This is a genomic window from Streptomyces sp. CA-146814 (genome assembly GCF_050942385.1).
In the GTDB taxonomy this organism is placed as follows: domain Bacteria; phylum Actinomycetota; class Actinomycetes; order Streptomycetales; family Streptomycetaceae; genus Streptomyces.
Genome location: NZ_CP192068.1, coordinates 7,309,040 through 7,321,294, shown reverse-complemented (window position 1 = coordinate 7,321,294; position 12,255 = coordinate 7,309,040). Strand labels below are relative to the sequence as shown.

At 74.1% G+C, this 12,255-nt stretch carries 9 protein-coding genes; 4 read left to right on the top strand and 5 right to left on the bottom strand.

The features are described from left to right. The first annotated feature begins 15 nt into the window (after positions 1-15). Positions 16-297, top strand: a complete 282-nt coding sequence (locus tag ACQP09_RS32340; protein WP_359527671.1) for a chaplin — start codon at positions 16-18, stop codon at positions 295-297. Between the two features lie 68 nt (positions 298-365). Here the strand turns inward: ACQP09_RS32340 and ACQP09_RS32335 are convergent, their stop codons facing one another. Then, positions 366-1,229 carry a tyrosinase family protein gene (locus tag ACQP09_RS32335; RefSeq protein WP_433406132.1) on the bottom strand — a complete coding sequence of 288 codons (864 nt, stop codon included), beginning with the start codon at positions 1,227-1,229 and terminating at the stop codon, positions 366-368. A 55-nt stretch (positions 1,230-1,284) separates the two neighbouring features. Continuing rightward, the gene (locus tag ACQP09_RS32330; protein ID WP_433406130.1) at positions 1,285-1,740 is read right to left on the bottom strand and encodes a tyrosinase family oxidase copper chaperone; all 456 of its coding nucleotides are present in this window, start codon (positions 1,738-1,740) and stop codon (positions 1,285-1,287) included. Positions 1,741-1,956: 216 nt separating this feature from the next. Here ACQP09_RS32330 and ACQP09_RS32325 point away from each other — a divergent pair, with 216 nt between their 5' ends. From ACQP09_RS32325 to ACQP09_RS32315, 3 genes are all read left to right on the top strand, one after another. Further along, positions 1,957-3,237 carry a cytochrome P450 gene (locus ACQP09_RS32325; RefSeq protein ID WP_433406128.1) on the top strand — a complete coding sequence of 427 codons (1,281 nt, stop codon included), beginning with the start codon at positions 1,957-1,959 and terminating at the stop codon, positions 3,235-3,237. A 123-nt stretch (positions 3,238-3,360) separates the two neighbouring features. Then, positions 3,361-4,620, top strand: coding sequence for a glycoside hydrolase family 26 protein (locus tag ACQP09_RS32320; protein WP_433406125.1), 1,260 nt, complete (start codon positions 3,361-3,363; stop codon positions 4,618-4,620). 242 nt (positions 4,621-4,862) lie between these two features. After that, positions 4,863-7,370: a SpoIIE family protein phosphatase gene (locus ACQP09_RS32315; protein ID WP_433406123.1), complete on the top strand. Its 2,508-nt coding sequence runs from the start codon at positions 4,863-4,865 to the stop codon at positions 7,368-7,370. Here the strand turns inward: ACQP09_RS32315 and ACQP09_RS32310 are convergent. From ACQP09_RS32310 to ACQP09_RS32300, 3 genes are read right to left on the bottom strand one after another with little or no spacing between them, the layout of a single operon-like run. Beyond that, positions 7,309-9,129, bottom strand: a complete 1,821-nt coding sequence (locus ACQP09_RS32310) for an ABC transporter ATP-binding protein (protein ID WP_433406121.1) — start codon at positions 9,127-9,129, stop codon at positions 7,309-7,311. The two genes, ACQP09_RS32315 and ACQP09_RS32310, sit on opposite strands and share 62 nt — an antisense overlap. Continuing rightward, positions 9,126-10,901: an ABC transporter ATP-binding protein/permease gene (locus ACQP09_RS32305; protein ID WP_433406118.1), complete on the bottom strand. Its 1,776-nt coding sequence runs from the start codon at positions 10,899-10,901 to the stop codon at positions 9,126-9,128. The genes ACQP09_RS32310 and ACQP09_RS32305 overlap by 4 nt, the downstream gene beginning before the upstream one ends. After that, positions 10,898-12,250 (bottom strand): nitroreductase family protein, encoded by a 1,353-nt coding sequence (locus ACQP09_RS32300; protein WP_433406116.1) that lies wholly within the window; start codon positions 12,248-12,250, stop codon positions 10,898-10,900. The genes ACQP09_RS32305 and ACQP09_RS32300 overlap by 4 nt, the downstream gene beginning before the upstream one ends. Positions 12,251-12,255: the final 5 nt, after the last annotated feature.

Sequence of the window (12,255 nt, the reverse complement as noted above, 5' to 3'; positions counted from 1 at the left end):
TTACAAGGAGTTCTGATGTCGCGTATTACGAAGGTCGCCGCTGTCATGGCGGGCACCGGTGCCCTCATCGCCGGCGGCGCCGGCATGGCCTCCGCCGACGCCGGTGCGCAGGGTGCGGCCATCGGGTCCCCCGGTGTCCTCTCGGGCAACCTCGTCCAGGTCCCGGTCCACGTGCCGGTCAACGTCTGCGGCAACACCGTCAACGTGATCGGGCTGCTCAACCCGGCCTTCGGCAACACCTGCGTCAACGCCGACGGTGGCCACGACGACAAGGGCGACTACGGCTACGGCCGCTGATCACCCCGCTCCACGGAAACGGCCGGCTCCCTCCTTCCCGGAGGGGCCGGCCGTTTCGCTGTGCGCGCTCAGGCGTAGCGGTAGACCTTGCTGTGGTCGAGAAGGGCCTTCGGGGTGACGTTCCACGGCGGCATCGGGTCGTCGAGGCCGAAGACGTAGGCGCGGTCCCGGCCGGGTGAGGCGGGTTTGCGGCCCGGCAGATAGGCGGACTTGGGGTGGGCGTTGCGCCAGCGGTCCCAGAGCAGGTCGATGAACGAGTGGTGGAGCCAGAAGACCGGGTCCTCCGGAGAGGCTGCCCCGGCCATCGGGCCGCCGACCCACTGGTGGACCCGGTTGTGGTTGCCGACCGTGCGCACCCGGTGGATGCCCCAGCCCTCGATGCGGTTGCGGAACCCCTCGGTGCTGATGCTGTTCCACGGCGCGGTGTCGTAGACCGGGTCCTTGAGCGCCCGGGCCACGTCGTCGGCGGTGGGGAGGGAGACCGGGTTGTTGCCGGGCCTGCCGAAGTTGCGGGTGAGCCAGTTCTGGTCGGTGACCCCGCGGCCGACACTCCAGTTCCCCGTGGCGTAGGCGAACGGGCCGGTGGTGACGCGCCGGTCGCCGGGCCGGCCGTTGCCGCCGAGGAAGTCCTCCGCCCAGAGCGAGGAGGTGGGCGAGCGGTCCTTCGTCCAGTCCCAGTACGGGACGCTCACGCCGGCGTCGACGGCTTGGAGGGCCCGCTCGAACTCCAGCAGATAGCGGCGGTGCCAGGGGAAGAACGAGGAGGTCATATGGGCCGGGCGCGGCCGGCTCTCGGTGTCCATGACGTAGTACTCGCGGTGCATGACGACGAAGTCGTCGTAGCGGCCCGAGCGCTTGAGCTTCAGGATCGCGTCGACGAGGCGCCGCTTCTCGGTGCGCGTGAGGTCGCGCTGGTTCTTGCGGGTGTACACCGGTTCCGGTCCTCCTGCTTGCTGTGCGGTACGGCGGTCACGTGGGGCGCGACGCTCACCTGTGGTGCGGGGCGCGGAGCGCGAGGCGGGCGGTGCCGAGCTCGTCCACGGCGGCGCGGGCCGTCTCGCGGAGCGTGGGGAACGACTCGTAGTGCGTGACATCGCTCAGATAGGTGCCGTCCGCGCGCCGCATGACGTGCAGCGGGCGGCCGTCGATACGGATCTCGGTGACCGGCTCCCCCTGGCCGGTCCCGCCCGCCTCACCGGCCGGGACCAGGACGGTCACCGAGCCGCTGATCTCCCGGCCCCGGTACATCTCGGCGAACTCCTCCGCACCGCCGGCCCCCTTGGCGGGGGCGGGCGCGGCGCCCGGTCCGTCCTCGTACAGCGGCAGGAGGACCGCGGCGGTGCCGGTGGCCACGGCCGCGGTGAAGGCGGTACGCAGGACGATCCGGCGCGTCGTACCGCGTCCTCCACGCGGTGCGCCGCCCGGATCCGTGGTTCGGGTCATGGGTGACTGCCTCTCTCGTCGACTCGTCCCGGGGGATGTTGCTCGCGATGGTGGCAACGAGGCGGCGCCGAATCGGTTCTCCTGGGCGCGGCGTCGCCCGCGTTCCGTCAAACGCGTGACCGTGCGCGGCCATCCGCGCCGGGGGCCCGCGTCGCGCGGGGCGCCGCGCGCACCGGGCCGGACGATGGCCGGGCGAACTCGTGGAGGTGGAGGGACATGACCGTTCCGAATCAGGTGTCCGGTGACCGTGCGGCGGGCTTCGACCTCGCCGATCCGGCTTTCTGGCAGTTGCCGCGCCCGGAGAGGCTCGGCGCCTTCGCCCGGCTGCGGGAGCTGGAGGCCCCCGTGCTCTTCACGCCCCGGCCGGGCACCGCCCGTACCTCCGGCAAACCGTTCTACGCGCTGGTGCGCCACGCTGACGTGCTGACCGCGAGCCGCACGCCGAAGGTCTTCGCGAGCGCGCCGGGGGTCACCACGCCGGAGCCGGCCGGCTGGGCGAAGGCGCTGTTCGGGAACTCGATGGTCAACATGGACGGGCCCGAGCACGCGGCGCTGCGCCGGATCATCTCCCGGCGGTTCACGCCACGGCTGCTGGCCGCCACCGAGGAGAACATCGGCTGGCTGGCCGGGCGGCTGGTGGACGAGATGATCGCCGAGCGGCCGGGCGACTTCATGCCGTCGGCGGCGTCGCGGCTGCCGCTGGAGGTCATCTGCGACCTGATGGGCATCCCGGCGGAGCACCGGCCGCGGATCGCGGCCCAGATCGACCACGCCTCCGAGCACGTCGGCGTCGAGCGCTGGGGGCGGGCCAGGCTGCGGATCCCCGGCCGGGGACTCGCCTCGCTGGCGATGATGCAGCTCGTCATGGCGCGCCTCGCGCACGAGCGCCGCCGCCACCCGCAGGACGACCTCGTCTCGGCCCTGGTACGCGCGGACATCGACGGCGAGGCGCTCTCCTCGCGGGATCTCGGCGCCTTCTTCTCGCTGCTGCTGGTGGCGGGGGTGGAGACCACGCGTAACGCGATCGCGCACGGACTGTCCCTGCTGGACCGGCATCCGGAGCAGCGGGAGCTGCTGCGGTCGGACTTCGACCGGTACATCGGCGGTGCCGTCGAGGAAATCGTCCGCCATTCGACGCCGATCATCCAGTTCCGCAGGACCGTCGTATCGGAATTCGAGCTGGGCGGCCGGACCTTTGTCCCCGGCGAGAAAGTCGCACTGCTCTACGCGTCCGCCAACCGCGATGAATCGGTTTTCACCCGTCCGGATCTCTTCGACATCACCCGGTCGCCGAATCCGCACCTGGGTTACGGCGGTGGCGGCCCGCACCACTGCCTCGGCGCCCACCTGGCCCGGCTCGAAATGACGGCCCTGTTCCGGGAACTGCTCACCCGACGGACCGTCATCCGGCAGACGGGCGATCCGCGGCTGGTCGATTCGAATTTCGACAACCGCGTCGGTTCCCTGCCGTTCACCCTCGAACCCGACGTCACCTGAACGGCCCGTTCGCAACGCCGAATACGATTAAATGGACCGCCCTGATCGCGTGCGGTGCAGGATGATGAAACTCTCTCCCCAACGGGCCGAATCGGCCGGAATTCATTGCAGCCAGGAGGAGTCATGCCGGCCAAGCGCCGACTCATCACCACGTGCATCGCCGCGGCTGTCCTCAGTCTCCTGGCAGGCGGCGGCATCGCGGGCCAGCTGTCGCCGGGCACCGATTCCATGGACAGCGCCGCCCCCGGACCGCAAGGCAGCAGGGGCGGCAGCACCACCGCGCACGGCGCGTATCTGGACTACGGTCCCGACGGCGTACGCAGGATGGCGGACCTGTCGCGCTGGCTCGGCGGCGCGGAGCTGCGGGTGGGCCACACCTACCTGCCGGGCGACCTGTGGGTGAACATCGAGGGCACGCCCGACTTCCTGGACGCCTGGGCCGACTGGCGCAAGGCGGACGAGGACCGGATGTTCGTCCTCAACGTGCCCATGCTGGAACGGAACGAGGAGCGCGTCCCCGACGCCCAGGTACGCCGGCTGCTGCGGTCGGGGGCGGCGGGCGACTACGACCAGCACTTCACCAGGCTCGCGGAGCGCCTGGTCTCGCTCGGCGTGCCGGACACGGTGATCGTGCTCGGCTGGGAGATGAACGGCACCACGTACACCCATCGCTGCGGCCCCGACCCCGCCTCCTGGAAGGCGTACTGGCAGCGGATCGTGACGGCGATGCGGGCGGTGCCGGGCCAGGAGTTCCGTTTCGACTTCACGCCCAGCCGTGGGCTGGACGCGGTGCCCTGGACCGAGTGCTACCCGGGTGACGACGTCGTCGACATCATCGGCATGGACTCCTACGACCAGCCGCCGGGTGAGTCGTTCGACGACCAGATCAACGATCCGTACGGGCTCCAGAAGCATGTCGACTTCGCGGCGGAGCGCGGAAAGCCGATCTCGTTCCCGGAGTGGGGGCTCTTCCGCAACGGCGACAATCCGGAGTACATGCGGCGGATGCTCGACTGGATCGACCGGCACCAGCCGCTGTACCAGACGATCACGGACTACTGCCCGCACGGTGTGTGGCAGTGCAAGAGCAATCCCCGCTCCTCGCAGGTGTTCCGGACGAAGCTCGCCGAGATGGCCGCCCCGGTGAAGCCCGCCCCGAGCGCGCCTCCCACCACGGCCCCGAGCCCCACGCCGACGCCGCCGCCGTCCCCGACTCCGACGCCGACCGTTCCGCCGGCCGTGCAGCCCTCCCCCACCCCGTCGGTGCAGCCCACGCCCGCCGCTCCCGAGCCGCCGGCCGACCGCAGGTGGTGCGTCACCGTGCCGTTCGGGGACTGGCTGGGCCAGTGGATCAAGGAACGCAGGATCTGCTTCCGCTACTGACCGGGGGTATGGAAACGGCTCCGGCCCTCCCTCGGGGAGCCGGAGCCGTCCACCCACACGGGTCCAGCGCGGGGGCAGGTGGGCAAGCAACCGCTTGTCACTCCCCCAACGGGGACACCGCCTGCCGCGTCACGCCGCCGAACGGGCGAAAGCACGTGCGGTGGCACCCGGCCGGGAGGCGGGCCGCTGCGTAGTCGGGGGTGACGCGCGACCATGGAGACCTAGAGATGGTGGTGAGGTGCATGGCATCCGCCGACGAGGACCCCCCGGCGGGGTCCGGCCCGCTGCCTTCCGCGGATCCGCGGGGCCCCGTGCGGCTGAGCGACGACGCGGTGGCGGTGGTCGCCGGGGACGGCACGGTCATCGGCTGGACCCGTGGGGCTCAGGCGCTGCTCGGGTACACGGCCGCCGACATCGTCGGCCGTTCCGCCGCCCTGCTGCTGGCCGGCGCCCCGGATCCCCGCCGAGCGGCCGCGATCGCCGCCCGCAGCCGCGGCGGATCCGGGTGGAGCGGGCTGATCGCGCTGCGGGACAGGAACGAGCGGCAGATCGACGTCGACGTACGCGTCTCCGCCTCGTTCGTGGTCGCCGGGCGCGAGAGCTTCCTGCTCTCCGGACGGGAGCGCACCCCGCGGTGGACGGTGGAGGGGTCGGTGCTGGAAGGCTTCCTGACCCGGTCACCGGTCGGCATGGCGGTGATGGATCCGGAGCTGCGCTACATCTGGCTCAACGACACCCTGGAGCGGTTCGGCGGGGTCCCCCGGGAACAGCGCCTGGGACGCCGGCCGGCGGATGTGCTGCCCGGGCTGCTCGCCGCGCCCATCGAGCGGCTGATGCGGCAGGTCCTGGCGACCGGTGTACCGGTCACCGACTACGAGTACCTGGGCTGGAGCTGGTCCGACCCGAACCGCAGGCGGGCCTATTCGAGCTCGTTCTTCCCGCTGGCGGACGCCCGGGAGAACCGGATCGGCATCGGCTACATGGTGCAGGACGTGACCGACCGGTGGAACGCGCGCCGGCTGCTGGCGCTGGTGAACGAGGCGGGGGCCAGTATCGGGTCGACCCTGGACGTGCAGCGCACCGCGCAGGAGCTGGCCGATTTCGCGGTGCCCCGGTTCGCCGACTTCGTCTTCGTGGACCTGCTGGAGACCCCGCTGGGCCGGGAGCGGCCGGGCGTGCCGCTGATCGGTGCGGAGTTGCGGGGCGGCATGCCGCCGATGCGCCGGATGGGGATGAGTTCGGTGCGCGAGGGATGTCCGGAGGCGGTCGTACGGGTCGGGGAGCGCGCCGACTTCGTACCGCCGCCGCACGACGTGCACTTCCTTCTCGACGGTGACCCGGTCCTCCTGCCGCTGCTCGATCCGGACAGCCACGGGTGGGCCGTGGAGCAGCCGGAGCGGGCCGCCCGGATCCGTGACTTCGGGCTGCACTCGCTGATCTCCGTACCGATGCGGGCGCGGGACACCGTCCTCGGGCTCACCACGTTCATGCGGTCGCAGAACCCGGTCCCGTTCGACGAGGACGATGTGGCGCCGGCCCGGGAGCTGGTGGCGCGGGCCGCGGTGTGCGTGGACAACGCCCGCCGCTACACCCGGGAGCACACGGCGGCGCTGGTGCTCCAGGAGAGTCTGCTGCCCCACACGCTGCGCGGCGGGACGGCGCTGGACGTGGCGTCCTCGTACCTGCCGGCGGACGCGAAGGACGGGGTCGGCGGCGACTGGTTCGATGTGATCCCGCTGTCCGGGGCCCGGGTCGGGCTGGTCATCGGGGACGTGGTGGGGCACGGGATCAGTGCGGCGGCGACCATGGGCCGGCTGCGGACCGCCGTGCAGACGCTGGCCGACATGGACCTCGCGCCCGACGAGCTGCTGGCCCGGCTGGACGATCTCGTGATGCGGCTGAGCGAGGAGGAGCCGGCGGGCGGCAAGGCCGAGCGGGGCGGGACGACGGTGCTGGGCGCCACCTGCCTGTACGCCGTCTACGATCCGGCGAGCCGGTGCTGCACGATGGCGCGGGCCGGGCACCCGCCGCCGGTGGTCGTCACCCCGGAGGGCGCGGTCAGCTTCCCCGACCTGCCCTCGGGCCCGCCGCTGGGCCTCGGCGGGCTCCCCTTCGAGTCGCTGGAGGTCGAGCTGCCCGAAGGAAGCCTGCTCGGTCTCTACACCGACGGCCTCATCGAGGGCACCGACAAGGACCGGGAGCAGGGCATGCTCCGGCTCGGCCGGGCGGTCTCGCGGGACGGGCTGCCGCTGGACGAGCTGTGCGCGGCGGTGGTCAAGGAGCTGCTGCCCGTCCCGCAGCCGGACGACATCGCCCTCCTCCTCGCCCGCACCCACGCGCTGCGCCCGGACCGGGTGGCCTCGTGGGAGGTGCCGCTGGACCCGGCGGCCGTCGGCGCCACCCGGAACGACGTGGCCCGCCAGCTGGAGGCGTGGGGTCTGGACGAGCTGGCGATGACGACCGAGTTGATCGTCAGCGAGCTGGTGACCAACGCGATCCGGTACGCCTCCGGTCCCGTACGGCTGCGGCTGCTGCTCCAGTCCGTGCTGACCTGCGAGGTCTCCGACGCCAGCAGCACCACGCCCCGCCTGCGGCACGCCCGGACGACGGACGAGGGCGGGCGCGGTCTCTTCCTCGTCGCACAGCTCGCCCGGCGCTGGGGCACCCGGTACACGGACCGGGGGAAGATCATCTGGGCGGAGCAGAATCTGCCGTCTCCGCTGCCTCCCGGTCCGTTCCGTCCCGGCTGAGCAGCCGGGCCAGCGCGCCGCCCGCCCGGATCAGCTCGTCCCAGGTGCCCTCCTCCACGATGCGCCCGGCGTCGAGGACGGCGATGCGGTCGGCCCGGCGGACGGTCGCGGGCCGGTGGGCGATGATCAGCGTCGTACGGGAACGGGCCCGGGCGTCCGCCGCGAGCGCCCGCGCCATCTCCGCGTCGCCCCGGTGGTCGAGGTGGGCCGTCGTCTCGTCCAGGACGAGGATCCGGGGCCGGCCGAGGAGCCCCCGGGCCAGGGCGACCCGGGCGCGCTGGCCGCCGGAGAGGGTGGCGCCGCGTTCGCCGACCGGGGTGTCCAGGCCGTGCGGCAGGGCGTCGACGACGGGGGCGAGGCCGCAGGTACGGACGGTGGCGGCCAGCTCCTCGTCGGTGGCGTCGGGGGCGGCGAGGCGGAGGTTCTCGGCGAGGGTGCCGTGGAAGAGCGGGGCCTCCTGGCCGACCACGCAGACGGCTGCCCGCAGGTCGTGCTCGGCGAGGTCCCGCAGGCCGACGGGGTGGACAGCGTCCGCCGGCACCAGCTCCACCGTGCCTTCCCGCGGGTCCCAGTACCGGGCCAGGAGGTGGGCGACGCTGCTCTTGCCGGCCCCCGACGCACCCACCAGGGCCACCGTCTCGCCTGGCCGTACGGTCAGGTCGAGGCCGTCCAGGACGGGCCCGGCGCCGTAGCCGAACCGTACGCCGCGCAGCCGCAGGCCCAGTGGCCCGGGCGGTACGGCCAGGGGGTCGGCAGGGGCCGGGGCTCCGGCGGGCGCGTGCACCGCCGCGCGGACCCGGGCGGCGGCGGCGCGCAAGCTGCCCGCCCGGCCCAGTGCGGCCGCCGATTCGGCCACCGGGGCCAGGGCGCCGAGGGCGAGGGCCATGGCCGCCGGGGCCCAGGCACCGTCGAGCCGGGCGCTGCCCGCCGCGTGCGCGGCAGCGGCGACGACCCCGATGACGGCGGCGACGACGAGCAGATCGCGGGCCGCGCCGGCGCCCGTCTCCCAGGACTGCTCGGCGCGCTGGGCGCGGGCGAGGCGCCGGCCGCCGGAGCGCAGCCGGGCCCGTGTGCGGTCCAGGGCGCCTACCATCAGCAGCTCGCGGAGGCCGTCCACGGTCTCCACGCTCTCCGCGGAGAGGTCGGCGAGCGCGGCCCGGGTCCGCGCCCCGCGCTCGGCCCGGCCGCGCGCCTCCACCAGCGGCGACCACAGGAGCAGGAGTGCGGCGGGGACGACGGCGAGGAGCAGCCAGGGCCCGAGGAGGCCGAGCAGGGTGGCGGCCACCGCGAAGACGACGCCGGAGGCGAGGAGTTGGGCGATGGCGTGCGCGTAGAAGAACTCCAGCGCCTCCACATCGCCGAGCGCGGTCGCGGCGAGGTCTCCGCTGCGGCGGCCCGCGATCCGAGCGGGTGCGGAGCGGGCGAGCCCGTCGAAGACCCGTACGCGCAGCTCGGCCAGGACGCGGTAGGCGAGGTCGTGCGAGAGGTCCATCTCCCGCCAGGTGGCGAGCGCCCGGAGCAGGACGAGCCCGATGAGGACGGACACGGTGGCGGGCGAGGGGGCCCGTTGCTCGATGACCGCCGTGCCGACGGTGTGCGCGGCGAGGGTGACCAGGGCGACGAGGGCCGCCTGGTCGACGAGGGCGGCGAGGCAGGTGCGCAGGACGGTGGCGCGGTGGGCGCCGAGGACGGGGAGGAGGGAGCGGAGGGCGCCGGTGTCGTGGGTGGGGGCGCTCTCGGGAGCGGCGGGCGGGGTCATGCGGCGTGTTCCTCCCGGAGAGTGTGCTCCGCCTGGGCGGTGTGCTCCGCCTGGGCGGTGCGGCCCGCTGCGATCAACGAGGCGTAGACGCCGCCGCCCGCCAGCAGTCCGCTGTGGTCGCCGGACGCCTCGACCCGGCCGCCGTCGAGGACGACGATGTGGTCGGCGTGGCGTACGGCGTCGAGCCGGTGGGCGACGACGAGGCAGGTACGGCCCCGGCTCACCGCCGGCAGCTCCCGTACGATCCGGGCCTCGCCGCGCTCGTCCACCGCGCTGGTGGCCTCGTCCAGGATCAGGACCGGCGCGTCGGCGAGGAGGGCGCGCGCGAGGGCGAGGCGTTGGCGCTGGCCGCCGGAGAGCGTGGCGCCGCGTTCGCCGACGAGGGTCTCGTACCCCTGCGGGAAAGCGGTGATCTCCCGGTGGATGCCGGCCGCGCGGGCGGCGGCGTGGAGCTGTGCGTCGGTGGCGGCCGCGCGGGCGATGCGCAGGTTCTCGGCGATCGTGGCGTGGAAGAGGTACGTCTCCTGTGAGACGACGGCGATGCCGCGCCGCAGCGAGGTGAGGCTGTACGCGGCGGTCTCCGTACCGGCGATGGTGACGCGGCCGCTGTCCGGGTCGCGCTGGCGCAGCAGCAGGCTGAGCAGGGTCGACTTCCCGGCACCGGAGGGCCCGACGATCGCCGTGGTGCGCCCGGCGGGCGCGGTGAAGGTGACGCCCTCCAGGGCGGGCCGTTCGCTCGACGGGTGGGTGAACCGGACGTCCGTGAAACGGATTTCGGGAGCGGTGACCCACCGCGCGTCCACCGTGCCCCGGTCCGCGACGGCGGGTTCGGCGGTGCGCAGGGCGGCGATCCCGTCGGCGGCGGAGACGCCGAGGTAGCCCGCGTGCCATTCGCGGGAGAGGTCACGGACGGGACGGAAGCACTCGGAGGCGAGCATGAGCAGGAGGTACGTCCCGGTGGTGGCGGTGCGTCCGGTGGCCGCCGAGGAGCACGCCACGAGGACGGCGGCCGCGGTGCCGCCCTGGACGGCGAGGTCGGTGAGGCCGGTGTCGACCAGTGAGACCCGCAGTTTGGCGACGGTCGCCCGGTGGAGCGCCGCCGACCGCTGCTCCAGCCTCTCCCGTACGCGGCCCACCGCACCGGCCGCGCGCAGCGTGGCCATGCCCTGGAGAGCCTCCAGGTAGTCGGCGGCGAGGGCTTCGTAGGAGTCCCAGTGCTCCTTGCCGCGCCGGGAGAGCAGCCGGTCCCACCAGCGCGGTCCGAAGAGCGCGAGCAGCAGGGCGAGGCCCAGGGCGAGGGCCGCGTACGGCTCGATGACCGCGACGGCGACGAGCAGCAGAGGAGGTACGGCGGCGGTGATGAGCGCCTGGGGCAGGTAGCGGGAGACGTACGCGTCCACGCCCTCGACGCCGTCCACGAGCGTCGCGCGTACGGCACCGGCCCGGGCGCCGGTGGTGGCGGGTGGCCCGAGTTCGCCGAGGCGGGACAGGAGGGTGTCGCGGAGCCGGATCCGGACGGCGGCGCCCGCTGTGACAGCGGTCAGGCGTTGCGCGCGGCCGAGCGCGGCGCGGACGAGGACGACGACGAGCACGGAGAGGAGGAGCGGGGCCAGACCGTCCGTGTCTCCGTGGGCGATCCGGGAGAGGACGACGGCGAGCAGGACGGCCTGGGCGAGGTGGGTGAGGGTGACCGCGGCGAGCAGCGCGGTCGCGCCGCCGAGCGGGCGGCGGGCGGTCCGGGCGGCGCGCAGGAGTTCGGGGTGGAGCATCATGGGCGTTCTTCCTTGCCCTGCGGGGGCGGTGGGGCGGGGCGTGTGGGGTCGTCCGGTCCGGCGAGGGCCAGGCCGTGCACGATCCAGTCCTGGTCCGGGGCGTCGCCGAGTGCGGCACCGAGGTCGGCCTGCTGCCAGGAGCCGATGGGGCGGGAGCGGAGGCCGAGTGCGGTGGCGTGGGCCTGGGCGACGCCGGCGGCGTAACCGGCGGCGAGGTGGCTGCTGCGGATCAGAGCCGGTGGCGCGTCGGCGGGACAGCCGTGGGCGATCAGCACCGTGCCGGCTGTGCCGATCCACTGCTGGTCCGCCGCCCAGCGGGCGAGGGTGGGGCGCGCGTCGCCGGAGGCGAGGAGGCCGGCCGTCGTACGGAGCCCCGGGGTGTCGCCGCCGACCGCCGCAGCCCAGGCGGGGCCGTCCGGCCGGGCGTCCTGCGCGGTGGCCAGGATCCGGGCGAGCAGGTCCGGAGCGGGTGGAGGGGTCAGGTCGGAAGGGTCCGCGCTTCTTCGCGTACGGAGGGTGTCATCGGTCACCGGGGCGGGGCGGTGGGCGGGCTGCCAGGTGGCGCCTGGATCTGTGGCCAGACACTCCAACAGGTGCTGGGCAGCGGCCTGTTCGCCCGTCGGAGTGGTCTCGGCATCCGGCTGCGGGACCGGGCTGACGGCGCAGGGCAGGTCGGCCCACGCGGCCAGCGGATCGCGCGGCCGCGAAGGCGTCTCCTCCGCAGGCAACCACAGTGCCACGAGCGGGAGTTCGTATTCCGCGCCGGACCAACGGCCCTGCCGATCCGCCGCACGCGGCAGCCCCGCCGCCGCAGCCAGCTCACCGCCGTCCGCGTCGAGCGAGACCCGCACATCGACCGGGCCCGCCGCGAGCGCCAGGGCGGCCGCCGCGTGGCCCGCGTCCAGCAGGAGCAGTGGCCAGGCGCGGTGTCCGTAGTGCGCGACGGTACGGGCGGCGGCCACGGTGAGGACCACGACGGCTCCCGGAGGCGCGTCGGCGGGAGCCGAGCCCCGCGCGTGGGCGCGGTGGGTGCGCGGGTCGTAGGCGTACCGTCCGGGCGGCAGGGAGCAGCCGGGGCCGACGAGGAGGTGCGCCCGTACGGGATGGAGCGCGCCTGCCGAAGGGGCGGGCCGCAGCCGGCCGCCCGCTGGAGAAGGTGCGGCAAGGGACAGCCGCAGAGCACGGTCCAGGTCCACCGCTCCCCCGGGCCCGGCCAAGGGCAGCGCCGGGCCGCCCCACGGAAAGGCACGCTCCGGTACGTACGGAACTGTGCGCGGCACACGGGGTGACCTGGCCTCGGCCAAGGCGCGGGACAGCAGGCCGCAGGAGGTTGGAGGAGCCTGGGTCATGGGGG

Bases quoted from the DNA above. Each gene is read 5' to 3' on its own strand.
- ACQP09_RS32310 (WP_433406121.1), bottom strand. From the start codon at position 9,129: ATGACCCCGCCCGCCGCTCCCGAGAGCGCCCCCACCCACGACACCGGC.
- ACQP09_RS32330 (WP_433406130.1), bottom strand. From the start codon at position 1,740: ATGACCCGAACCACGGATCCGGGCGGCGCACCGCGTGGAGGACGCGGT.
- ACQP09_RS32300 (WP_433406116.1), bottom strand. From the start codon at position 12,250: ATGACCCAGGCTCCTCCAACCTCCTGCGGCCTGCTGTCCCGCGCCTTG.
- ACQP09_RS32325 (WP_433406128.1), top strand. From the start codon at position 1,957: ATGACCGTTCCGAATCAGGTGTCCGGTGACCGTGCGGCGGGCTTCGAC.
- ACQP09_RS32340 (WP_359527671.1), top strand. From the start codon at position 16: ATGTCGCGTATTACGAAGGTCGCCGCTGTCATGGCGGGCACCGGTGCC.
- ACQP09_RS32305 (WP_433406118.1), bottom strand. From the start codon at position 10,901: ATGATGCTCCACCCCGAACTCCTGCGCGCCGCCCGGACCGCCCGCCGC.
- ACQP09_RS32320 (WP_433406125.1), top strand. From the start codon at position 3,361: ATGCCGGCCAAGCGCCGACTCATCACCACGTGCATCGCCGCGGCTGTC.
- ACQP09_RS32315 (WP_433406123.1), top strand. From the start codon at position 4,863: ATGGCATCCGCCGACGAGGACCCCCCGGCGGGGTCCGGCCCGCTGCCT.